The following is a 20,847-nucleotide window of genomic DNA, read 5'->3' on the forward strand; positions in this document are numbered from 1 at the left end:
GCTCTCCTCCATGGGCAGGGGCAGGGTCATTCCGTGGCGGCGGCCGGAATCCACACCCGCATCGGGCCGGGTTTCCGGTTTCCCCACAGGAAGTACGGAACGGCTGTGAACGCGAGCGATTCGGTGGTCTCCTCGACCGGCGCCGCCGGGTACAGCGGAGCGTCGGTGGCCTGAACGGTTCCGGTCACGGTGAGCGCCACCGGGACGTCCGGCAGTCCGGTCGCACGGTTGACCACCACCGGCGCGGACGGGTCGACCCGCACGTCCTCCAAGATCACACCGTCGGGCAGGTCCGCCTGCTCGACGCAGTAGACGAGCGGGCCGCGGGTGAGCGCGACGCAGCCGCGCACCGCGTCGATCCGCGGATGTGGCCGGACGACGCGGGCCGGCATCGGAAGATCGAGGGTCATGGCGACGCCCGGCTTCCAGTCGCGCCGCAACCGCAGATAGCCGTCGACCGGTTCGACCGGTTCACCGTCCAGGCGCACGTCCTCGGCGGCGCACCAACCGGGGATCCTCAGCCCCAAGGTGAGCGGCGCGTCCGTGGTGACGGTCAGTTCGACACGGCCGTCCCACGGGTACTCGGTCCGTACGGCGATCCGAACAGGCTCTCCGTCCACGGTGGTCTCGATCTCGCCAGCGGTGTAGAGCTGGACCTGGAGTCCACTGTCGTCGGCGGTGACCGCGTACCCGGGCAGGGAGGCCATCAGGCGGGCGAGGTTGGGCGGGCAGCAGGCGCAGGTGTACCACGGCAGGCGTTGAGACGGGGCGTCCTCGTGCGAGCCGTCGTGGCCGGTGCGCAGGTGCAGCGGGTTGGAGTAGAAGAAGTGCTGGCCGTCCGAGGCGGTCGAGCCGGCGATCGCGTTGTGCAGCACGCGTTCCATCTCGTCGGCGTGCCGGACGTCACCGGTCGCCAGCAGCATGCGCCAGTTCCACTGGAAGCTCGCGATCGCGGCGCAGGTCTCGGCGTACGCGCGGTCGGCGGGGAGCTCGTACGGGTCGCCGAAGGCCTCGTCGCGATGCCGGGACCCGTGCGCACCGGTGACGTACGTCTTCGCGCCGAACGCGTCGTCCCACAGGCGTCGCGCGGCCGCCAGCAACTCGTCGTCGTGCGTCTCCACTGCCACGTCCACGACGCCGGCGAGCAGATAGAGCTGCCGCACCGCATGGCCGGCGACCGCGTCCGCCTGCCGGACCGGGACGTGATCCTGGAGGTACACAGCGCCGAAGTGCTCCGGATTGAGCAGCCCGTGCCCGCGCAGGTCGACGAACCGCTTGGCCAGGTCCAGGTACGGCCGGTGGCCGGTCACCCGGTACAGCTCCACCAGGGCGGTCTCGATCTCCGGGTGCCCGTCGACGTCGTCAACCTCGGTGAACCGGTCGACGATCAGATCCGCGAACCGGCGCGCGACCGTGACGACCTCGGCCCCGACACCCGCGCGGTCCGCGGCGACGGCGGCCTGGATGAGGTGGCCCGCGCAGTACAGCTCGTGGCTCTTGTGCAGTTCCTGCCACCGCTGCTCCGGCTTGGCCACCGTGTAGTACGAGTTGAGGTAGCCGTCCACGTCCTGAGCCTTGGCCAGCAGCGCCGCGGTCGTGTCGAGAAACGCCCGCAGCTCGACGTCTTCCGGCGTCAACGCGAGTTGCCACGCGGCGGCCTCCAGCGTCTTGTGCACGTCGGAGTCGGCGAACCACATGTTCTGGAACTCGCCGTCGACCTCGCCGGTGACGCGGCGCAGGTTGTCGATCGCGCCCGCGGCGTGCAACTGGCTGACGCAGTGCGGCAGGGTGCGGGCGGCGTTGCGCCGCAGCCATGTCCCCCACAGGCTGTCGTCGGCGACGGTGGTCGCGGTGAGCGGCAACGGCCGCAACGCCGCGACCGCGTCCGCGGTGGGCTGGACGGGACCGGGTACGGACTCGGTCATCGAGGTCCTCTCCTGTCTGCTAGCCCTTGAGGGCGCCAGAGGTGAAACCGCGCACGTAGTAGCGCTGCAGCACGAGGAACACGGCGACGCACGGCAGGGCGGAGACGACCACGCCGGCCTGCAGCGCGCCGAAGTCCACCGAGCCCAGGCTGCCGGACTGGAGGTTGAACAACGCGACCGGCAGGGTGAACTTCGAGCCGTCGGTGAGGAAGATCAGCGGTGCGACGAACTCGTTCCAGGCGGCCAGGAACGAGAACAGCGCGACCGTCACGATGCCGGGCAGCACGCCGCGCAGCAGCACCCGGCGCAGCGCGCCGGTGATCGTGCAGCCGTCGACGAGCGCCGCCTCCTCCAGTTCGGCCGGCAACGCGTCGAAGGAGTTGCGCATCATGAACAGCCCGAACGGCAGTTGCAGCACGGCCAGCACCAGGCCGAGGCCGACGAGCGAGTTCTGCAGACCGAGCCAGCCGAGCAGGATGTAGAGCGGCACCAGGATCGTGGTGTACGGCACCATCAGCACGGCCAGCGTGACCAGGAACAGCACATTGCGCCCGGGAAACGGCAGCCGGACCATGGCGTACCCGCCGAGCGTCGTCGTCACGACCGTGACGCTGACCGCGACGACGGCGACCACCACCGTGTTGGTCAGATAGGTGCCCAGGCCGCTGCCGTAGGCGAGAAGTCGTTGGTAGTTGGCCAATCCCCAGCCGTCGCCGCCGCTCGCGGCCTCCCGGCCGCGCACCGACGAGAAGACCGTCCACAGCATCGGCAGCAGGAACAGCACCGCCAGCGCCGCGCCGGTGAGGTAGAAGGCGCCGGTACGGGTCCGCGTCACGACCTCACCGCCCCTCGCGGCGGATCAGCCGCATCTGCGCCACGTTCACCACGATCAGGACCGCCAGCGTGGCCACCGACACCGCGGCCGCCCGGCCGAGGTCCTGCGACAGGAAGGCCTCGCGATAGATGTCGATGACCACCGTCGCCGTGTCGTGCCGGCCGCCGGTGAGGATGAAGAACTGGTCGAACGCCAACAGCGAGCCGGTCAGCGACAGCACCATGGCCAGCGCGAGGGTCGGCCGGAGCAACGGAAGCGTGACCCGCCACAGGGTCTGCCACCGGCCGGCGCCGTCGATCCGGGCCGCCTCGTAGAGCACCGGGTCGATGCTCTGCAGGCCGGTCATCAGAATCAGCATGTAGAACCCGGCGAACCGCCAGGTGATCATGGCGACGGTCGAGCCGAGCGCGGTGCCGGTCGAGCCGAGCCAGTCCACCCGGCCCAGCCCGACCAGCCGCACGAGTTCGTTGAGCGGCGACGAGTCGGTGGTGAACAGCCCGTAGAACAGCAGGCTGGTCGACGCGAGCCCGACGGCGCTGGGCAGGAACAGCACCGCCCGGACCGCGCCGACCCCGCGCCGGTTCCGCTGCACCAGCAGGGCGAGGCCGAAGGCGATCAGGCCGAGCACGACCGTGGTGACCGCGGTGTACTTCAGGGTGAACCAGACGGCGCGGAGGAACAGCGGATCCCCCAGCGCCTGGTAGTTCGTGAGGCCGTTCGGCGCGGACGCGCCCAGCAGCGGCCAGTGGTTGAGCGACATCCACACCATCAGCACGAGCGGGACCACGAACAGGGTCCCCACCAGCACCGCCATCGGTGCCGCGTACACCAGGCCGAGTCGGCTGCGGCGGCGACTGATCGGGTCGCGCCGGGGCGCCGGCGGCGGGGCCGGGCGCACCGACTGCCGGGGCGGTGACAGGGACACCATGTCAGCTCCCGCTCGCGAGCGACTCGGTGATCGCGGCGTTGTGCTCGTGCAGCGCCGAGGCCGGGTCGCCGGCCCCGAACACGGCGTCGATCACGGTCTGCGTCCAGGGGCCGTTGGTGTCGTTGTAGGTCTTGCCGAAGTTGACCGAGATCGGGGTCTGGCCCTGCTCGGCGAGCTTGTTGAACACGCCCAGGCGCGGATCCTGCTGGGCGTAGGTGTTGCCGGCGAGGTCGGAACGGACGGTGATGTTCTTGTTCTTCGCCACCACGTCCACCTGGGCCTTGTCCGACAGCGTCCAGGCGATGAAGTCCCACGCCGCCGCGGCGTGCTGGCTGTTGGCGCCGATGCCGACGACGTCACCGCCGACGAAGGAGGAGCTGCCGCCGGTCAGGCCGGGAATCGGGGCGACGCCGACCTGGAGGTCGGGGCCCTCCTTCATGCCCTGCAAGGCGGTGGCGCCCATCGGCTGGATGCCGATCTTGCCGTCGATGAACGACTGCGTCCACGTCGGACCGGACTCGTCCTTGGCCGACGCCGGCACCAGTCCGTCGGCGTGCATCTGGCGCAGCAGGGAGTACACCTTGGCCGCGACGGGATTGTCGATGGTGGACGCGGTGCCCTGGTCGTTGAGCACGGTGCCGCCGGACGCCCAGATCATCGGCCAGCTGGTGAACAGCTGGCAGCCGGGGCAGGCGCCGCCGAAGAAGTAGCCGTTGACGCCGCCGCCGAGCGCGTTGATCTTCTTCGCGTCGGCCGCCATCTCGTCCAGGGTGGTCGGCGGCTTGGCGGGATCGAGGCCGGCGCGGGTGAACAGGACCTTGTTGTAGAACATCGCGGACAGGTCGATGTCGTGCGGGACGGCGAAGTCCTTGCCGTCGTGGGCGGCGGCCTTCATGTGCGCGGGGGCCAGGGATGCCTTGAACGGCAGCTGGTTCACCCGCTCGGTGATGTCCATGAACACGCCGTTGGCGGCGTAGTTCGGCGCGTACACCACGTCGGAGGCCAGCACGTCCGGCAGCTGCTTCGCGCCGGCGGCCGTGCCGACCTTCTGCTGGTAGGAGTCGGCCGGGAAGACCGTCAGCTTCACCTTGTTCTTGTGGCTCGCGTTGTACGCGTCCACCAGCGTCTGGCTGAAGGTGGCCGTCGGCGACCGCGTCCACATGGTGATCGTCGTGCCGTCGTCCACCGAACCGGTGCCACCGCCCGACGACGGTGGACCGCCCTGACACGCTGTTAGCGCTAACACCGCGGCCATGACGACCGCCGCACGGACACGCGCGATCATGTGCTTCTCCTCACGGCCGCTGACGGCTCGGCAGGCTTCGCGGAGACAACCGGAAACCGGTTGCCGCAAAGCTAGACCCGGCCAAGAGCGACGTCAAGCACCTTGTTTCCCAGTGGTAACAGCGGTATGGTCCGCCAAGCGCAGACGTCCGGGTACTGTGCGGGTATGTCCTCCCGGAAACTTTCCGCAACCGATGGCCGCGGTCGCCCGACCACCATCGCCGACGTCGCCCAGCTCGCGGGCGTGTCGACGGGGACGGTGTCCAAGGCGCTCAACGGCCGCGGCACGCTGCGCGCCGAGACCCGCAGCCGCGTGCTCGCCGCGGCCGAGCAGCTGGGTTTCCACCCGAACCGGGCGGCCGTCACGCTGAACTCCGGCCGGACCTACACGGTCGGCATGATCACCACCGACACCATCGGCCGGTTCAGCATCCCGCTGCTGATGGGCGTCGAGGACACCCTGGGCGCCGGCGAGATGTCGGTGTTCCTGTGCGACGCGCGCGACGACCGCATCCGGGAGCAGTACTACCTGCGCACGCTGCTCAGCCGCCGGGTGGACGGCATCATCGTCACCGGCCGGCGCAGCCACGCCCGCCCGCCGATCGGCGCCGACCTGCCGATCCCCGTGGTCTATGCGTTCACCAGCTCCACGGATCCCGAGGACGTGTCGGTTGTGCCCGACGAGGCCGGCGGCGCGCGCAAGGCCGTCGAGCACCTGCTGACCATCGGTCGCCGCCGGATCGCCCACGTCACCGGGCCCGAGCACCACCACTCGGCGGTGGTGCGCGCGTCCGCGACCGTGGCGGGGCTCGCCGCGGCCGGGCTGGACCTGGTCGTCCCGCCCCTGTTCGGCGAATGGAGCGAGGCCTGGGGCCGGCACGCGGCGAAGATTCTGCTCGGCTCCGGCAAGGAGTTCGACGCCGTGTTCTGCGGCAGCGACCAGATCGCCCGCGGCGTCGCCGACGCGCTCCGCGCGTCGGGCCGGCGCGTGCCGGACGACGTCGCCCTCGTCGGCTTCGACAACTGGGACGTCATGGCACTCGCCTGCCAGCCGCCGCTGACCAGCGTGGACATGGAGCTGCAGCAGCTCGGTCGCACCGCGGCCGAGCTGCTGTTGGCCGCGATCAACGGTGAGACCCCGCCGCGCCGGCACGTCCACCCGTGCCGCCTGGTGGTTCGCGACTCGACCGCGGCGCCGATGCTGCCGTCTTCGCCAATCGCGGCGAACGCCGAGGGCAGCCTCGACGTGACATGACCCGGCCTGGACAGTGCTGCCCGCGCCCGCCGCACCACCCCACCCTGCCGGAGGTCAAAGGCCGCGGATCCGGGTCGACTATTGTGTTAGCGCTAACACAATCCGTTCCTCCTCGGAACCGGCTGGTGGACGCGCTGCGGAAATCACCTTCGCGCGACGGCCGTTCGCGCTCATCACCGTCACGGCCGCCCTCTTCCGGGAACGGCCTTTCGCATTCATTCGACCATGGGCAAAGGAGTTCACAATGGTCTTTCGGGCACGGCTGCCCGACTCGGGCGGACGCTCCTGGCTGCAGCCGTGGCGACAACAATCGCCGTCGTCACGGCCCCTGCCCCTCGGACAGCACGACGCGCGACGTCGGACCAGTCAGCCCCGGCGGCGTGCCGTCACCACGACGCAGGACTCCTCCCGCGCCGACACTCGGGTGAGCCGCTGACCGCTCGACCAGCCGCCGCGGGCCGCCCAGGTCCGCGGCGGCTCCTCGCCGTCAGTCCCTGACGGTCAGCGCCGGGACGAGCAGCTCGACCCCGAACCGCTGGGCGCCTTCGATGCGGGCGACCAGGAGTTCGACGGCGCGCCGGCCCAGGTCCTCGGCCGGCACGTGCACCGACGACACCCTGGGCTCGGTCCGCCGCGCCACTTCGTCCGGGCATATCGCGACCATGTCGACCGGCGAGGGCGCACCGGCCAGCACGGCCGGCAGCGCGGCCTCGTTGTGCACGACCAGCCCGGTGATCTCGGGCCGCTCGGCCAGCAGCTCGGCCGCGGCCCGGCCGTCGGCCTCGCACGCCCGCACGACGGCGTTCACCCCTCGGCGCGCGGCCGCCGCACTGAAGCCGGCCACGCCGCGCTCGGCGTAGCCGGTGCGCCGCTCGTAGACCGCGCGGGGCGCGCCGAGCAGCGCGATGTCCCGATGCCCCCGGTCGGCCAGGTGGTCGACACACATCCCGTACGCGGCCGAGAAGTCCAGGTCGACGCAGGTCAGGCCGCTCGGGTCCGTCGGCACGCCGATCAGCACGGACGGCACCGGGCACCGCCGCAGCGCCGGCAGGCGCGGGTCGTCCATCTCGACGTCCATCACGACCAGGCCGGCCACCGGCGATTCCACGGTGCGCAGCACACCCTGCGGCCCCTCGTCGCCGGTGACCAGCAGGACGTCCCGGCCGCCCCGGCGGGCGCTGTCGACCATGGCCCGCACGAACCGCATCACGACCGCCACATTGATGCCCTCGCGCAGCGGCAACACCACTCCGACGGCGCCGACGGCGGAAGGCGGCAGTATTCCGCCGCGTGGGCGATAGCCGAGCGACCGAATGCTGTCCCAGACGCGGTGCGCGGTTTCGCTCGATATCGCCCGCTTGCCGGTGAGCACGTACGACACCGTGCTGGGAGCCACTCCGGCGTGGTGGGCGACATCGGCGATGGTGACCACCGACCCACGTTACGCGAGCGCAGTTGACGGCGACAAGCGATTCACAGTGACCGCGGATTGACAGAATCGTCGAACACAATTCGACACTCCGCATCGAATCGCATCGAAAGTTGACATTCGGCGAACACATACAGAACACTCGTTCACACATCCGGATGTGGTTCACATATACAGAAACTGCTCATCCCATCCTGCTGGAGAAGAGGGTTTCCATGTCTGCAACACTTCGCCGAAAGGTCACGCTCGCCCTGCTGCCCGCGTGCGCCGCGTTCGCCCTGAACCTGTGCGGTGGCACCGCGCAGGCGGCCACCTCGACCCTGGAAGGCTACGGCGCGGGCACCACCGGCGGCGCCGGCGGCGCCACGACCACCGTCAGCTCGCTGTCCGCGTTCACCGCCGCGGTCAAGGGCGACGCCGCCAAGACGGTGCGGGTGTCCGGCACCATCAGCCTGTCCGGCCAGGTCAAGGTCGGCTCCAACACGACCGTCGTCGGCGTCGGCGCCAACTCCGGCCTCACCGGTGGCGGCCTCGCGCTGGACGGCGTGCACAACGTCATCGTGCAGAACCTGCGCATCAGCAAGGCCGTCGGCACCGACGCCATCAGCGTCATCCGGGGCGCCAACCACATCTGGATCGACCACGACGACCTGTCCTCGGATCTCTCGCACGGCAAGGACTACTACGACGGCCTCGTCGACATCACCCACGCCGCCGACTACATCACCGTGTCGTGGAACCACTTCCACGACCACTACAAGGTCTCGCTGGTCGGCCACTCGGACAGCAACGCCAGCGAGGACACCGGCCACCTGCACGTGACGTACGCGCACAACTGGTTCAGCAACGTCAACTCCCGGCTGCCCAGCGTCCGGTTCGGCACCGCGCACGTCTACGACAACTACTTCCAGAACGTCACCGACAGCGCGGTGCACTCGCGGATGGGCGCGCAGACGCTGGTGCAGAACAACGTGTTCCGCAGCGTGAAGACCGCCGTCACCACGACCGGCGACAGCAAGACCGACGGCTACGCCAACCTGTCCGGCAACGACCTCGGCGGCGCGGCCACCGACATCACCCGCGCCGGCAGCTTCACCAAGCCGCCGTACGCCTTCACGCTCACGCCCACCTCGTCGGTGATCGGCTCGGTCACCGCGGGCGCCGGCACCGGCGTCGTCGGCTGATCGGGAAGGGCACACAGCAATGAAGCTGCTCATGGCCGCGCTCACCGCCGCCACGCTGCTCACCAACCCGGCCGCCGATCCCGGCCACCAGCCGCTGCCCGCGAAGGACGGCTGGGCCAACGGCACGACCGGCGGTTCCGCCGCCACCGCCGGCCACGTCGTCACGGTCACCACCCGCGACCAGCTGGCCGCCGCGGTGAAGGGTGACACGCCGAAGATCGTGTACGTCAAGGGCACGATCGACGCCAACACCGACTCGTCGGGCAAACCCCTGTCCTGCACCGACTACGCCACCAACGGCTACACGCTCGCCGGCTACCTCAAGGCGTACGACCCCGCGACCTGGGGCCGCACCAAGGTCCCCACCGGCCCGCTGGAGAGCGCCCGCGCGGCCTCCGAGGCCAAGCAGGCCGCCCGCGTGGAGATCCAGGTGGGCGCGAACACGACGCTGATCGGCGTCGGCACGACGGCGCGGCTGCTCGGCGCCAACCTGATCATCAAGAGCGACAACGTGATCGTCCGCAACCTCACCTTCGCCGACGCCTTCGACTGCTTCCCGCAGTGGGATCCGACCGACGGCAGCACCGGCAACTGGAACTCGGCCTTCGACGACGTCTCCCTGCAGGGCGGGACGCACGTGTGGGTGGACCACAACACGTTCACCGACGCCCCGTACCCGGACAGCAAGGAGCCGACCTACTTCGGCCGGCCGTACCAGCAGCACGACGGGGAGCTGGACATCACCAACGCCGCCGACCTGGTCACCGTCGAGCAGAACGTGTTCAGCCAGCACGACAAGACCATGCTCATCGGCAACTCCGACAGCAAGACCAGCGACGCCGGGCACCTGCGGGTCACCGTGCACCACAACGTGTTCGACGGCGTGCAGGAACGCGCCCCACGGGTCCGCTTCGGCCAGGTCCACGTGTACGACAACCTCTACCGGTCCGGCGCCGGCTTCGCCTACAGCCTCGGTGTCGGCAAGCAGTCGCAGATCTACGCCCAGAACAACAACTTCCAGTTCGGCGGCGGCGTGACCGCGGCCGACGCCCTCCACAACTGGGGCGGAACCGGCATCCACGCCGAGGGCAGCGTCGTCAACGGCGCGTCCGTCGACCTGGTGGCCGCCTTCAACGCCGCCAACCCCGGCAACAAGCTGGCCTCGACGGTCAACTGGACGCCGACGCTCTACACCGGCCTGCAACCGGCGTCCGTGCTGCCGGCGCAGCTGCCCGGCAGCGCCGGCGCGGGCCATCTCGGCTGACGGGCCGCCGTCCCGCCAGAGGTGCCGGTGCGTCGCCCCGGGCGCACCGGCGCCCTTACCCCGGAAGGACTTTCACGGCGTGAGCAGAGCCCGATGGACGCCGTACCTGCTGATCGCACCGACCGTGCTGCTGATGGCCGTGTTCCTGGCCTATCCCATCGGCAGCGTGGTGTACTACAGCCTCCAGCACTACAACGCCACCCGCAGCTGGGCCAACGGCTTCGCCGGGCTGGACAACTTCCGCCAGATGCTGCTGCACGACCCGTTGTTCTGGCAGAGCCTCGGGTTCAGCGTGCGGTGGGTGGTGGTCGAGGTCGGCCTGCAGCTGCTGCTCGGCCTGGTGCTGGCCCTGATCGTGAACGAGACGTTCATCGGCCGCGGCCTGGCCCGCGCCCTGGTGTTCTCGCCGTGGGCTGTGTCCGGCGTGCTGACCACGGGGATCTGGATCCTGCTGTACAACCCGTCCACCGGGATCTTCCAGCAGCTCGCGTCGTGGGGCATCGGCAGTCCCGGCGCCTCCGTGCTCGGCGACCCGGCCACGGTCTTCCCCGCCACGGTCGTCGCCGAGCTGTGGCGGGGCGTGCCGTTCTTCGCCATCCTGCTGCTCGCAGACCTGCAGGGCATTCCCCGGGAGCTGTACGAGGCGGCCGAGGTCGACGGCGCGACCCGATGGCAGCGGTTCCGCCTGGTCACGCTGCCGCACCTGCGGGACGCCATCGTGCTGTCCACCCTGCTGCGCGGCGTGTGGGAGTTCAACAACGTGGACCTGCTCTACACGCTGACCGGCGGCGGCCCCGCCGACCAGACCACGACGCTGCCCCTGTACGTGGCGCGCAAGGCCGTGGACTCGCACGACTTCGGCTACGGCTCGGCGCTGACCACGGCCGGCTTCGTGGTGCTGCTGTTCGTCTCCGTGCTGTACCTGCGGCTGTCCAAGTTCGACAGGAGATGAGGATGCACGACAAGGGCCGCCTCGCCCGGCTGTTCCTACCGCTGGGCGCGTACCTGGTGGTCACCCTGGTGCCGTTCTACTGGATGCTGGTGTTCGCGTTCCGGCCGACGGGGTCGACCGCGCTGGTGCCGTGGCCGATCACGCTGGACCACTTCCGCACCGTGTGGACGGACCTCGGATTCGCGGTGTTCTTCCGCAACAGCCTGATCGTCGCCCTCGGCACGCTGGTCGTGGTCAGCGTGTTCGCGGTGATGGGTGGGTACGCCTTGGCGCGCTTCGCGTTCCGCGGCCGGCGGGCGTTCCTGCTGGCGCTGCTGTGTTCGCAGTTCGTGCCCGGCGCGATGGTGCTCATCCCCCTGTTCCTGGTGTTCAAGGCGACGCACCTGCTGAACAGCCTGCAGGGCTTGGTGATCGCCGACAGCGCGTTCCAACTGCCGCTGGCGCTGATCCTGATGAGCGGCTTCGTCCGGAACGTGCCGGTGGACCTGGAGGAGGCCGCGATGGTCGACGGCTGCGGGCGGCTGCGGGCGTTCCTCGCCGTGGTGTTGCCGCAGCTGCGGCCCGGCCTGGTCGCGGTCGGCTCGTTCGCGTTCATCGGCTCGTGGAACAACTTCCTGTTCGCACTCATGTTCTCCGGCCGGCAGGACCGGTTCACGTTGCCGGTCGGGCTGAGCTACACGCTCGGCGAGTTCAATGTGGACTTCGGGGCGCTCGCGGCCGGCGGCGTGGTCGCCGCGGTGCCGGTGGTCGCGGTTTTCGCGGTGATCCAACGATTCCTGGTGCAGGGACTGACGGCGGGAGCGGTGAAGGGATGAGCAGAATCAGGGCGACGGCGCTGGCGCTGGTGTGCGGGCTGGCGTTGGCCGGCTGCGGCGACGACGGCGGTGGCGGCGCGGAGACGATCACGTTCTGGGACAACAACGGGGGTCCCGCACGAACGCCCGTCTTCCAGCATCTGATCGGCGAGTTCGAACGGGCCAACCCCGGCATTCACGTCGAGTACGTCGGCATCCCCAGTTCCTCGGTGCAGCAGAAGTACGACACCGCGATCGCCGGCGGCGCCACCCCCGACGTCGGCGGCATCACCACCTCGTACCTGTCGGACCTGGTCGGCCAGGACGCGCTGGAGCCGCTCGACGACCGGCTGGCCGCCAGTCCCCTGCACGACAAGCTGCTACCCAACCTCGTCGACGACATCCGCAAGGCCAGCGGCGACCACAAGCTCTACGAGCTGCCGTCCTCGGCGAACCTGGACGTCATCTGGTACCGCAAGGACTGGTTCGCCCAGGCCGGGCTGCAGCCTCCGTCCACATGGGACGAACTGATCGCCGACGCCACCAAGCTGACCGACAAGGCCGCGAACCGCTACGGCTACACCGTTCGCGGCGGCGCCGGCTCCGTGTTCCAGCTGCTCAGCGAGGCATACGCGTACTCGGGCGTGCCGACCTTCTTCACGGACAACGGCGTGAGCACCACCGCCGATCCCGGCAACGTCGACCTGGTGCGCAAGATCGCCGCGCTGTACGGCAAGGCGACGCCGACCGCCGACGTCAACAACGGCTACACCCAGATGGTCGCCGAGTTCACCGGCGGCTCGGTGGCGATGATGCACCACAACCTCGGCTCGTCCGGGGACGTGCTGAAGGCGCTCGGGCCGGACAAGGTCGGCGCGATCCCCCTGCCCGTCGGCCCGTCCGGCAAGCGCACCGTCGTGCCCAACCCGACCGACGGCTTCGGCGTGTTCAAGGCCAGCGAGCACCAGGACGCGGCCTGGAAGTTCGTGCAGTTCCTGCTGTCCAAGGAGAGCAACAGCTACTGGAACCAGCGGGTCGGCCAGATCCCGGCCAACACCGACGTGTACGGGGACGCCTGGCTGCGGGCCGACGCGCCGGTCGAGATGGCGCTCGGCGTGCTGCGGGCCAAGGACACCGTGCTGGCGTCCGCGCCGTTCGCGCTGCCGCAGTTCTCCGCCATCACCAAGGCCGACAGCGAGCCGCTGTACCAGAAGGTGTTGCTCGGCACCATGTCCGCCGACGACTTCCTGCGCAAGCTGGCCGACGAGCTGACCGCCGCCGAGCGGGACTGGCGTTCGCACAACGGATAGGAGCAACCGTCGATGCTGATCGATGCAGTGGCCGTGCGGGTCTTCACCACGACGGCGCGCACCGCCGTCGACGAGGCCGGACATCGCCATCCCGCCCCGGAGCACGAGGTCACGGCCGCGCTGTTGGAGATCACCGACCAGGACGGCAACGCCGGCTACTGCCCGGTGCAGCCGGACCACCTGCGGGAGCCGGTGCTGGCCGGGCACATCCGGCCCACCGTGGTCGGCCGCGACCCCTGGCAGCGGGAACGCCTGTGGCAGGCGCTGTCCCGCCGGCAGCGCGGCGCGCACGGCGGCCTCACCGACCGGGCGCTCGGCTACGTGGACCAGGCCCTGTGGGATCTGCTCGGGCGGCGCGTCGGGCTGCCCGTGTGGAAGCTGCTCGGCGGCGCTCGCGACCGCGTGCCGGCGTACGCCAGCACGATGTGCGGCGACGAGATCCCCGGCGGCCTGAGCTGCCCGGAGGACTACGCGGCGTTCGCCGAGCAGCTGGCCAAGCGCGGCTACCGCGGCATCAAGCTGCACACCTGGATGCCGCCGGTGCCCTTCGCGCCGGACGTCCGGCTGGACATCCGGACCTGCGCGGCGGTCCGCGAGGCCGTCGGCCCGGACATCGCGTTGATGCTGGACGCCAACCACTGGTACCGCCGGACCGAGGCACTCGAACTGGGGCGGGCCCTGGAGAAGCTGGACTTCGCCTGGTACGAGGAGCCGATGGACGAGGCGTCGATCAGCTCCTACCGCTGGCTGGCCGACCAGCTGGCGGTGCCGGTGATCGGTCCGGAGACCGCCGCCGGCAAGCACTTCGCCCGCGCCGAGTGGATCAGCGCCGGCGCGTGCGACATCCTGCGGGCCGGCGTGGACGACTGCGGCGGCATCGGGGCCACGCTCAAGGCCGTGCATCTGGCCGAGGCGTTCAACATCGACTGCGAGATCCACGGCAACGGCTCCGGCAACCTCGCCGTCCTCGGCGCCACCGAGAGCGGCCGCTGGTACGAGCGCGGCCTGCTGCACCCGCACGTCGACTTCGACGAGCCGCCCCCGCACCGGCACACCATCGTCGACACCATGGACGCCGACGGCATCGTGACCATGCCGTCGGCGCCCGGACTCGGTGACGACTGGAACTTCGACTACATCAGCGAACACACCGTCGACGTCTGGTGATCGTCACGGCGACGAGCGGTTGGACCTGCCGGGCGGTGTCCGTCACCGCCCGCCAGTCAGTGACCGAATGAGCGAGGCGCTGCGCCTCGGCCGGCGATCCGCGTCGAACAGGCCGAACGACACCGACCGGCCGGCCAGCCATTCGTAGTTGTCGATGCCGGTCCAGATCGACACGCCCTCGATCCGCATCCCGTCGTCCTGAGCTGCTGCGATGTGTTCGAACGCTCGGTGCAGGTACTCGCACCGTGCGGTGTCGTCCAGCCCGCCGGTATCGCCGTAACCGACCTCAGCCACCACAATCCGCGCCCCGGGCAGCTCGCGGTGCAATCGATCCAGCACGACCGCGATGCCGTCCGGCCAAGGAACGTACCCGAGCGGGCCCGGCCTCCCGCCCGCCGGGAACGGCGCCGGCGCGCCGGTCGAGGTCACGGACATCGCGTAGTAGTAGGAAAAGCCGATGAGGTCGAATGCGTCCGCATAGCGAGGCTCGCGGGCAAGGTTGAGCCAGGAGTCCCACACGACCTCGTCCAGTAGCGCCACTGCCGTCGCCGTTTCGGGACGGTCATCCGCCGGATACAGCGGCAATACGGCTTCGTTGCTACACGTGGGTTTCCCCGTCGCCTCCCGCAGTCGCAGCGCCGCCTCGAAATCGCCGGCGTGCACGGTGGCGAGAACCGCCGCGAACTGCTCGGGATCGCGGCGGCCCGGCGGGAAAGTCCCGGTGAGGTAGGCCTTCTGGGCATAGCTCGTCGGCAGGTTGACCGGCATCCACCCGCCGACGAGGTCCCCGAAAAGGGCGGCGGCCAGGTCCACCCACCGCAGCCACGCCGCCGAGGCCCGGTCTCCGGCGAAGCCGCCGACATCGGCGAACCACACCGGGATCGCGCTGTGCAGCAAGCAAACCCACATCCGGAGTCCCGCATCCCGCGCGGCGGAAAGGACGGCCCGGTAGTAGTCGACGGCATCCTGGTCGAGACGCCCCTCGACCGGCTCGACACGGGCCCAGTTGATCGACAGCCGGTGATCGGTCAGCCCGAGTTCCCGCAGCAGCGCGAAATCCTCACGGTAGCGCCGCGCGAAGCCGTTGCCGTCGTAGGACGGCGGGGCATTGCCGGCCGAAGTCCACCGCGACCAGTCGTCGGCGGGAGAAGCGCCCTCGACCTGCACGGCCGACGCACCGCTCCCCCACCACCAACGCCCGGCGAATCCCTCCGACGGCACAGCCGGCACCTTATACTGCGGACGTGTTCAGGCCGAACGGCCAGTACATCGCGTCGGCGGTCCCGGCGAGGCCGAGAACCCATCGACTTCGCCAGAAGAAGCTCGGCGACGGCAACGTGCGCGTCTTCCCGAAGTAGGCAGGCAATGTCGGACGGTTTTGTGCGGCTGTACCGCCGTGGCTGGTCGCCGGAGTCGGCGCGGCGGCGGGTCGAGTCGCTGGCGGCGGCCGGCCTGGTGCTGGGCCACCCCGACACCGGCCGGATCACCGCGATCAGCGGCGAGCCGGAGACCATCGGCGAGCAGGTCGAGCTGGACCGGGCCGACCTGCTCGCGGCCATGGGATCCCTGGGCGACAAGCGGTTCACCTTCCAGTACTGGCTCGCCGACGACCGGGACGCCGACGTCATCTGCACGCTCGGCCGGGTCGGCCCCGATGTCGTCGTGGAGGACTACGACCTCGACGGCCTGGGCGGCCCGGTGCACAGGATCGGGCAGGACGGCGTGATCCGCCGCCTGCTCGCCGAGTTCCAGGCCACCGGCGCCGCCGCCGTCGGGCTGGTGGTCGACCGGTGGGGGCCGTCGCTGGACACCGACCTCGACGACATCGTGGTCGGCGGCCCCACCCCGGTCACCGTCTGGCCCGAACTGCTGGTGCTGCGCCCCGAGGTCGCGCACCGGCATCCGGAGTTGTCGAACCCCGTGCCGTACGGGGACTTCCTCGCGTTCGACTCGGACGGCATCCTGGCAATCTGAGTGCGCCTCGGAGACTTCCACGGGCAGGTATGAGGTGCCGGAACGGCCGAACCGGTTCGTGCGTTGCTATTTTCAGTCGCCACTGAAGTCATAGTGCTTTAGACACAAAGTATGGGAATCGGTTGTCGTGTGGCCCGCGGCCGCGAGGCGGACAATCGTCGTTCGCGACGAAGGAGTGCCCGTGCAGGTCGTGGACAGGGAACTGACCAGGTTCCGGCAGTGGCTGGCCGGCGAGCTCTCCGGCAAGGTCGCCGGCCCGAACGCCGCCGAGGTGCGCCAACGCGTCATGGAAACGCCGGGGCCGCGCTGGTTCGGCGAGGACCGGCCGATCCGCCGGGTGCACGGCGACGCGGCGATCTTCATCGGCGGCCTGCGGGCCCTGCTGCTGCAGTCGCTGCACCCGCTGGCAATGGCCGCCGTGGCGGCGCACTCGGGCTACCGCGGCGATCCGTGGGGGCGCTTACAACGGACCAGCGCCTTCCTCGCCACGACCACCTACGGCACAGCGGAGGACGCCGAGCGGATCGTCGCCGTGGTGCGGGCGGTGCACGAACGGGTCCAGGGCACGGCGTCGGACGGACGGCCGTACGCCGCCAGCGACCCGCACCTGCTGGAGTGGGTGCACGTCGCCGAGGTCGACAGTTTCCTGCGCTGCCACCAGCGCTACGGGGCCGAGCCGCTCGACGACGCGGGCGCCGACGGCTACGTCACCGACATGGCCCGCATCGCCATCGAACTCGGCGTCCCCGACCCGCCCCGCACCCGAGCCGAACTCGCCGAGCGGCTGCGCGCCTTCCGCCCCGAACTGGCCGGCACGCCGGAGGCGCGTGCGGCGGCCCGGTTCCTGCTCCTCAACGCTCCCCTGCCGCTCCCGGCGCGACCGCCCTACGCCGTGCTGGCCGCCGCGTCCGTCGCGATGCTGCCCAGCTGGGCGCGCTGGCCGCTGCGTCTCCCCTACCTGCCGCTGACCGAGGCCACCGCGATCCGCGCCGCGGGCCACACGCTGGTCGGCGGCCTCCGTTGGGTCCTCGGCGCCCGCTGAGGCGGGTCACGACGGCCGGCCGAGCAGTCAGCGCCGCCGGGACGCGGCGTTGATCACGTCGTCGAGCACCTCGCGGGAGTTGGCCAACTCGGTGATCATGCGGTCGATCCGGTCCCGCTCGGCGGTCAGCTCGGCCACCAGCTGCGGGGTCGCGATCGCCGAAGGGCCGCCGTCGGCGTCCCGCATGCACGGCAGCAGGCGCGCGATCTTCTTGCTGTGCAGGCCGGCGGCGAACAGCTCCTGGATGCGGATGACCCGGTCCACCGCGTGCTCCGGGTAGTCGCGGTGGCCGCCGTGCGTTCGGTCGGCGGCGAGCAGGCCCTGCTGCTCGTAGTACCGCAGCGACCGCTCACTGACGCCCGTGCGCCGGGCGAGCTCGCCGATGCGCATCACACCTCCGCGCCTTGAACCTGACACTGATGTCAGATTCTACCGTGCAGCCATGACGGACAACCCGCTCTTCGACTACAGCCCGATCATCGACCGTCCCCGGATCACCTGGCCCGACGGCAGGAAGGTCGCCGTGTACGTCGGGCTCAACATCGAGCACTTCCTCCTCGGACGTCCCTCCACCAGCATCTGGCCCGGCACCGCCGACCTGGTGCCGGACGCGCTCAACCACGGCTGGCGCGACTACGGAGCCCGGGTCGGCATCTGGCGGGTGATCGACAGCCTCGACCGGCACGGCGTCCGGGCGAGCGCGTTGCTGAACTCGTCGGTGGTCGACCACTATCCGCAGATCATCGAGGCGGGCCGGGCGCGGAACTGGGCGTGGCTCGCGCACGGCCGCACCAACTCGGTCCTGCACACCGGGATGTCCCGTGCGGAGGAACGTGTCGTGCTCGCCGACATCGTGGACACCATCGCCGCCGGCACCGGGCAGCGCCCGCGCGGCTGGCTGGGCCCGGGGCTGACCGAGACCGTCCACACGCCCGAACTGCTCGCCGAGGCGGGTCTCGACTACGTGCTGGACTGGACCAACGACGACCAGCCGTATCCGCTGACCGTGCCCGGGATGATCAGCGTGCCGTACACGCTCGAACTCAACGACCTGGTGGTGTTCGGCCGGGGCGTCACCGGGCCGGAGTACCTGCGCATGGTCCAGGACCAGTACGAGCAGCTGCGCGCCGACTCCCAGGACAGCGGCCGGGTGCTGGCGCTGGCGCTGCATCCCTTCGTGATCGGCCAGGCCTTCCGCGCCAAGTACCTGGACCTGGCGCTGGAGTTTCTCGCCGCCCAACCGGATGCGTGGCTCACCACCAGCGACGAGATCGCCGAGCACCACCGGCGCGCCCGGCCGTAGTCCGCACCGAGGGCGGCTCAGAAGCCGAGGTGGCTGATGTCGCGGACCAGGTCCTTGCCGACCTCCACCGCGCCCGCGTTGACGCCGGTCAGCAGGCCGGCGGCGAGCTGGGCCAGCACGCCCTTGAGCGCGGTCAGGCCCCGGCGGACGACGCCGCGGTCCGGCTCCGGCCGGGCCACCTCGGCCAGCACCTCGTTGGCGTTCTGGGTCGCGTCCCGCACGTCGGCCGCGGGCAGCCCGAGGTCGGCCAGCCGCTCCAGCACGGCGGTGACGACGCGGGCGACCTCCTCGAAGCCGGGGGCGACCTGCTCGACGTGGCCGAGGTTCTGGTGGACGACGGCGTTGTTCCAGGCCAGCTGGGCGTTGTTGACCTCGCCGTGGACGACCGGGCCGTGGTAGTTGTTCGTGACCGACTGGGCGGTGGAGGGGTTGTTGTCTGCCATCGGAATCCTCTCCGGCACGGCGTTGTCGCCCTGGACCAGCAACGGGTTGTAGACGGCCGCGTTGAAGACGGGGCCGTTGAAGTAGTTCACGATCTGCTGGGCGGCTTCCGGCGGCGGTTCGGGCGTGTGCTCGGTGACCGGCAGCTCGGACCGCAGGTCGGTCAGCACGACGAGACCGTTGTGCACGACGCTGGAGCCCCGGCTGCCGGTGACGGAGCAGCGGACCAGGTGGCCGCCGCAGGATCCGCTGGTGGTGACGCCGATGAACCGGGTGTCGCCGAACTCGCTGTCCTTCACGTCGAGCCACGCGGAATCCTGCCCGGCCAGGCCGTACAGGCCCGGTTGGGCGACGGTCAGCCGTTCCGCGGTGAGAATCGCCTTGCCGGCCGCGATGACGCCGCCGCCGTCGGTGTGCTCGACCCGGCAGTCGTAGGCCAGCAGCTGGGACTCGCCGCCGGCGGACAGCCCGCCCAGCCCGTCCCGGAACGAGCAGTTCCGCAGGGTGACCCGGGCCTGCTCCAGCACGGACGCGCCGATCCGGCCGATGTTGCGGAAGTCCGAGTCCAGCAGCGTGGCCTTGGTGCCGCCGGCGCCGCTGGCGTCCAGGCCGACCGCGCCGCCGTCGACCCGGATGCCGGCGAACTCGGCGGTCGACCCCTGCCAGACCCGCAGCGCCACCTCGGTGACCCCGGTGACCTCGCACCGGGAGAACCGGCCCCGGCCCTCGACCAGCGCGATGCCGACGTGGCCGCCGGTGACGCGGCAGCCGTCCACCACGGGCGAGCCGCCGGTGGTGGCGAACACCGCGACGTTGCCCGCGCGGACGATCTCGCAGTTCTCGAACTGCCCCAGTCCCTGGGTGTTGACGATGATCCCGGTGTCCCGGCAGTCCCGGAACACGGAGTTGCGCACGACCGGCCGTCCCCCGGTCTGGGTCGCGATGCCGTGCTCGGAGTCGCTGACCACCGTGCCCTCGACCGAGCCGGTGGACTGCTCGACGAACGACACCCCGACGGAGTGCGAGTCGGTGATGTGGCAGTCCTGGACGACGAGCTGCGCCTGCTTGTCCGCGTAGATGCTGTCGTTCCCGGTCCCCGTCAGCCGGCAGCCGACGACCGTCGCCCGCGCGCCGGTGACCCGCACCCCGTGAAAGCGGGGATGCTCGATCCGGCAGTCCTGCAGCCGCACGACCGCACCCTCGATCGCGGCGACGGCATTGGTGCTGGAGCCGGTGAAATCGCAGCGCTCGGCCACGCCCTCGGCGCCCGAGAACACCACCCGCCCGCTGCCCACCAGACATTCCCGCAACGTCACCGAGGTGCCGGCGGCGGCCCACACGCTGACGCCGTCCAGGCCCTGGATCTGCGACCGCTCCACGACCAGCGTGCCGGCGCTGCAGCGGACGGCCTCGTCACGGGACCCGACGAGCACCAGATCCGACAGCCGGAGCCGGCCCCAGCTCTCGATCACCGGGCCCTGGGCCGAGGCGAGCGTGACCGAGGCGGGGCCGTCGATCGCGACGAGCTCCACGTCGCCGCCGAGGCTCAGCGACTCCTGGTAGCGGCCCGGCTCGATCTCGATCCGCACCGGTTTGCGCAGGTTGTGCGCGGCCTGCAGGGCCAGGCCGATGGTCCGGTAGGCGCGCCGCGACGTCTGCGACACCCGGAACCTCTTGGCCATGCACCCCACTCCTGATCACTCACGGCGCGTCCACGTTAGCGGTTCCGGTTGCGCGGAGTGCGAAGTTTGCCGCACGTG

At 70.5% G+C, this 20,847-nt stretch carries 18 protein-coding genes; 10 read left to right on the forward strand and 8 right to left on the reverse strand.

The window, feature by feature from the left end; all coding sequences use genetic code 11:
* Positions 1–26: 26 nt before the first annotated feature.
* Genes BJ998_RS40105 through BJ998_RS40120 form a run of 4 tightly spaced genes read right to left on the reverse strand, consistent with a single transcriptional unit; the run spans position 27 to position 4,973 of the window.
* Positions 27–1,925, reverse strand: a complete 1,899-nt coding sequence (locus BJ998_RS40105) for a glycoside hydrolase family 127 protein (protein ID WP_184869360.1) — start codon at positions 1,923–1,925, stop codon at positions 27–29.
* Positions 1,926–1,944: 19 nt separating this feature from the next.
* The gene (locus tag BJ998_RS40110) at positions 1,945–2,760 is read right to left on the reverse strand and encodes a carbohydrate ABC transporter permease (protein ID WP_312890616.1); all 816 of its coding nucleotides are present in this window, start codon (positions 2,758–2,760) and stop codon (positions 1,945–1,947) included.
* 4 nt (positions 2,761–2,764) lie between these two features.
* Complete coding sequence (locus tag BJ998_RS40115) at positions 2,765–3,688, reverse strand: carbohydrate ABC transporter permease (protein WP_184869361.1); 924 nt, start codon at positions 3,686–3,688, stop codon at positions 2,765–2,767.
* A 1-nt stretch (position 3,689) separates the two neighbouring features.
* Complete coding sequence (locus BJ998_RS40120) at positions 3,690–4,973, reverse strand: ABC transporter substrate-binding protein (protein WP_184869362.1); 1,284 nt, start codon at positions 4,971–4,973, stop codon at positions 3,690–3,692.
* A gap of 165 nt (positions 4,974–5,138) precedes the next feature.
* Here BJ998_RS40120 and BJ998_RS40125 point away from each other — a divergent pair, with 165 nt between their 5' ends.
* Positions 5,139–6,227, forward strand: coding sequence for a LacI family DNA-binding transcriptional regulator (locus tag BJ998_RS40125; protein ID WP_184869363.1), 1,089 nt, complete (start codon positions 5,139–5,141; stop codon positions 6,225–6,227).
* A gap of 487 nt (positions 6,228–6,714) precedes the next feature.
* Here BJ998_RS40125 and BJ998_RS49430 read toward each other — a convergent pair whose 3' ends face one another.
* The gene (locus BJ998_RS49430; RefSeq protein ID WP_184869364.1) at positions 6,715–7,659 is read right to left on the reverse strand and encodes a LacI family DNA-binding transcriptional regulator; all 945 of its coding nucleotides are present in this window, start codon (positions 7,657–7,659) and stop codon (positions 6,715–6,717) included.
* A 212-nt stretch (positions 7,660–7,871) separates the two neighbouring features.
* On the opposite strand from BJ998_RS49430, the gene BJ998_RS40135 reads away from it, so the two are divergent.
* The 6 genes from BJ998_RS40135 to BJ998_RS40160 all read left to right on the forward strand — a co-directional run bounded on the left by BJ998_RS40135 (position 7,872) and on the right by BJ998_RS40160 (position 14,327).
* Positions 7,872–8,840 carry a pectate lyase family protein gene (locus tag BJ998_RS40135; RefSeq protein ID WP_184869365.1) on the forward strand — a complete coding sequence of 323 codons (969 nt, stop codon included), beginning with the start codon at positions 7,872–7,874 and terminating at the stop codon, positions 8,838–8,840.
* A 19-nt stretch (positions 8,841–8,859) separates the two neighbouring features.
* Positions 8,860–10,104 carry a pectate lyase family protein gene (locus BJ998_RS40140; protein WP_184869366.1) on the forward strand — a complete coding sequence of 415 codons (1,245 nt, stop codon included), beginning with the start codon at positions 8,860–8,862 and terminating at the stop codon, positions 10,102–10,104.
* 79 nt (positions 10,105–10,183) lie between these two features.
* Entirely contained in the window at positions 10,184–11,056 is an 873-nt protein-coding gene (locus tag BJ998_RS40145; protein ID WP_312890617.1) for a carbohydrate ABC transporter permease, read from the forward strand.
* A 2-nt stretch (positions 11,057–11,058) separates the two neighbouring features.
* Entirely contained in the window at positions 11,059–11,871 is an 813-nt protein-coding gene (locus tag BJ998_RS40150; RefSeq protein WP_246489991.1) for a carbohydrate ABC transporter permease, read from the forward strand.
* Positions 11,868–13,160, forward strand: coding sequence for an ABC transporter substrate-binding protein (locus BJ998_RS40155; protein ID WP_184869368.1), 1,293 nt, complete (start codon positions 11,868–11,870; stop codon positions 13,158–13,160). Before BJ998_RS40150 ends, BJ998_RS40155 begins: the two co-directional genes overlap by 4 nt.
* A 12-nt stretch (positions 13,161–13,172) precedes the next feature.
* On the forward strand, positions 13,173–14,327 hold the full coding sequence (locus tag BJ998_RS40160; protein WP_184869369.1) for an enolase C-terminal domain-like protein: 1,155 nt from the start codon (positions 13,173–13,175) through the stop codon (positions 14,325–14,327).
* Between the two features lie 42 nt (positions 14,328–14,369).
* Here the strand turns inward: BJ998_RS40160 and BJ998_RS49435 are convergent, their stop codons facing one another.
* Positions 14,370–15,548, reverse strand: coding sequence for a family 1 glycosylhydrolase (locus tag BJ998_RS49435; protein ID WP_184869370.1), 1,179 nt, complete (start codon positions 15,546–15,548; stop codon positions 14,370–14,372).
* 144 nt (positions 15,549–15,692) lie between these two features.
* On the opposite strand from BJ998_RS49435, the gene BJ998_RS40170 reads away from it, so the two are divergent.
* Positions 15,693–16,301: a hypothetical protein gene (locus BJ998_RS40170; protein WP_184869371.1), complete on the forward strand. Its 609-nt coding sequence runs from the start codon at positions 15,693–15,695 to the stop codon at positions 16,299–16,301.
* Positions 16,302–16,482: 181 nt separating this feature from the next.
* Entirely contained in the window at positions 16,483–17,343 is an 861-nt protein-coding gene (locus BJ998_RS40175; RefSeq protein ID WP_312890618.1) for an oxygenase MpaB family protein, read from the forward strand.
* Between the two features lie 27 nt (positions 17,344–17,370).
* Here BJ998_RS40175 and BJ998_RS40180 read toward each other — a convergent pair whose 3' ends face one another.
* Positions 17,371–17,733 carry a MerR family transcriptional regulator gene (locus BJ998_RS40180; protein ID WP_184869372.1) on the reverse strand — a complete coding sequence of 121 codons (363 nt, stop codon included), beginning with the start codon at positions 17,731–17,733 and terminating at the stop codon, positions 17,371–17,373.
* Positions 17,734–17,785: 52 nt separating this feature from the next.
* Here BJ998_RS40180 and BJ998_RS40185 point away from each other — a divergent pair, with 52 nt between their 5' ends.
* Positions 17,786–18,646, forward strand: coding sequence for a polysaccharide deacetylase family protein (locus tag BJ998_RS40185; protein ID WP_184869373.1), 861 nt, complete (start codon positions 17,786–17,788; stop codon positions 18,644–18,646).
* Positions 18,647–18,663: 17 nt separating this feature from the next.
* Here BJ998_RS40185 and BJ998_RS40190 read toward each other — a convergent pair whose 3' ends face one another.
* Positions 18,664–20,769, reverse strand: a complete 2,106-nt coding sequence (locus tag BJ998_RS40190; RefSeq protein ID WP_184869374.1) for a right-handed parallel beta-helix repeat-containing protein — start codon at positions 20,767–20,769, stop codon at positions 18,664–18,666.
* Positions 20,770–20,847 lie beyond the last annotated feature (78 nt).

The organism is Kutzneria kofuensis (genome assembly GCF_014203355.1).
Lineage (GTDB): Bacteria > Actinomycetota > Actinomycetes > Mycobacteriales > Pseudonocardiaceae > Kutzneria > Kutzneria kofuensis.

Bases quoted from the DNA above. Each gene is read 5' to 3' on its own strand.
- BJ998_RS40115 (WP_184869361.1), bottom strand. From the start codon at position 3,688: ATGGTGTCCCTGTCACCGCCCCGGCAGTCGGTGCGCCCGGCCCCGCCG.
- BJ998_RS40135 (WP_184869365.1), top strand. From the start codon at position 7,872: ATGTCTGCAACACTTCGCCGAAAGGTCACGCTCGCCCTGCTGCCCGCG.
- BJ998_RS40160 (WP_184869369.1), top strand. From the start codon at position 13,173: ATGCTGATCGATGCAGTGGCCGTGCGGGTCTTCACCACGACGGCGCGC.
- BJ998_RS40120 (WP_184869362.1), bottom strand. From the start codon at position 4,973: ATGATCGCGCGTGTCCGTGCGGCGGTCGTCATGGCCGCGGTGTTAGCG.
- BJ998_RS40170 (WP_184869371.1), top strand. From the start codon at position 15,693: ATGTCGGACGGTTTTGTGCGGCTGTACCGCCGTGGCTGGTCGCCGGAG.
- BJ998_RS40185 (WP_184869373.1), top strand. From the start codon at position 17,786: ATGACGGACAACCCGCTCTTCGACTACAGCCCGATCATCGACCGTCCC.
- BJ998_RS40140 (WP_184869366.1), top strand. From the start codon at position 8,860: ATGAAGCTGCTCATGGCCGCGCTCACCGCCGCCACGCTGCTCACCAAC.
- BJ998_RS40105 (WP_184869360.1), bottom strand. From the start codon at position 1,925: ATGACCGAGTCCGTACCCGGTCCCGTCCAGCCCACCGCGGACGCGGTC.
- BJ998_RS40180 (WP_184869372.1), bottom strand. From the start codon at position 17,733: ATGCGCATCGGCGAGCTCGCCCGGCGCACGGGCGTCAGTGAGCGGTCG.
- BJ998_RS40190 (WP_184869374.1), bottom strand. From the start codon at position 20,769: ATGGCCAAGAGGTTCCGGGTGTCGCAGACGTCGCGGCGCGCCTACCGG.
- BJ998_RS40155 (WP_184869368.1), top strand. From the start codon at position 11,868: ATGAGCAGAATCAGGGCGACGGCGCTGGCGCTGGTGTGCGGGCTGGCG.
- BJ998_RS40150 (WP_246489991.1), top strand. From the start codon at position 11,059: ATGCACGACAAGGGCCGCCTCGCCCGGCTGTTCCTACCGCTGGGCGCG.
- BJ998_RS40125 (WP_184869363.1), top strand. From the start codon at position 5,139: ATGTCCTCCCGGAAACTTTCCGCAACCGATGGCCGCGGTCGCCCGACC.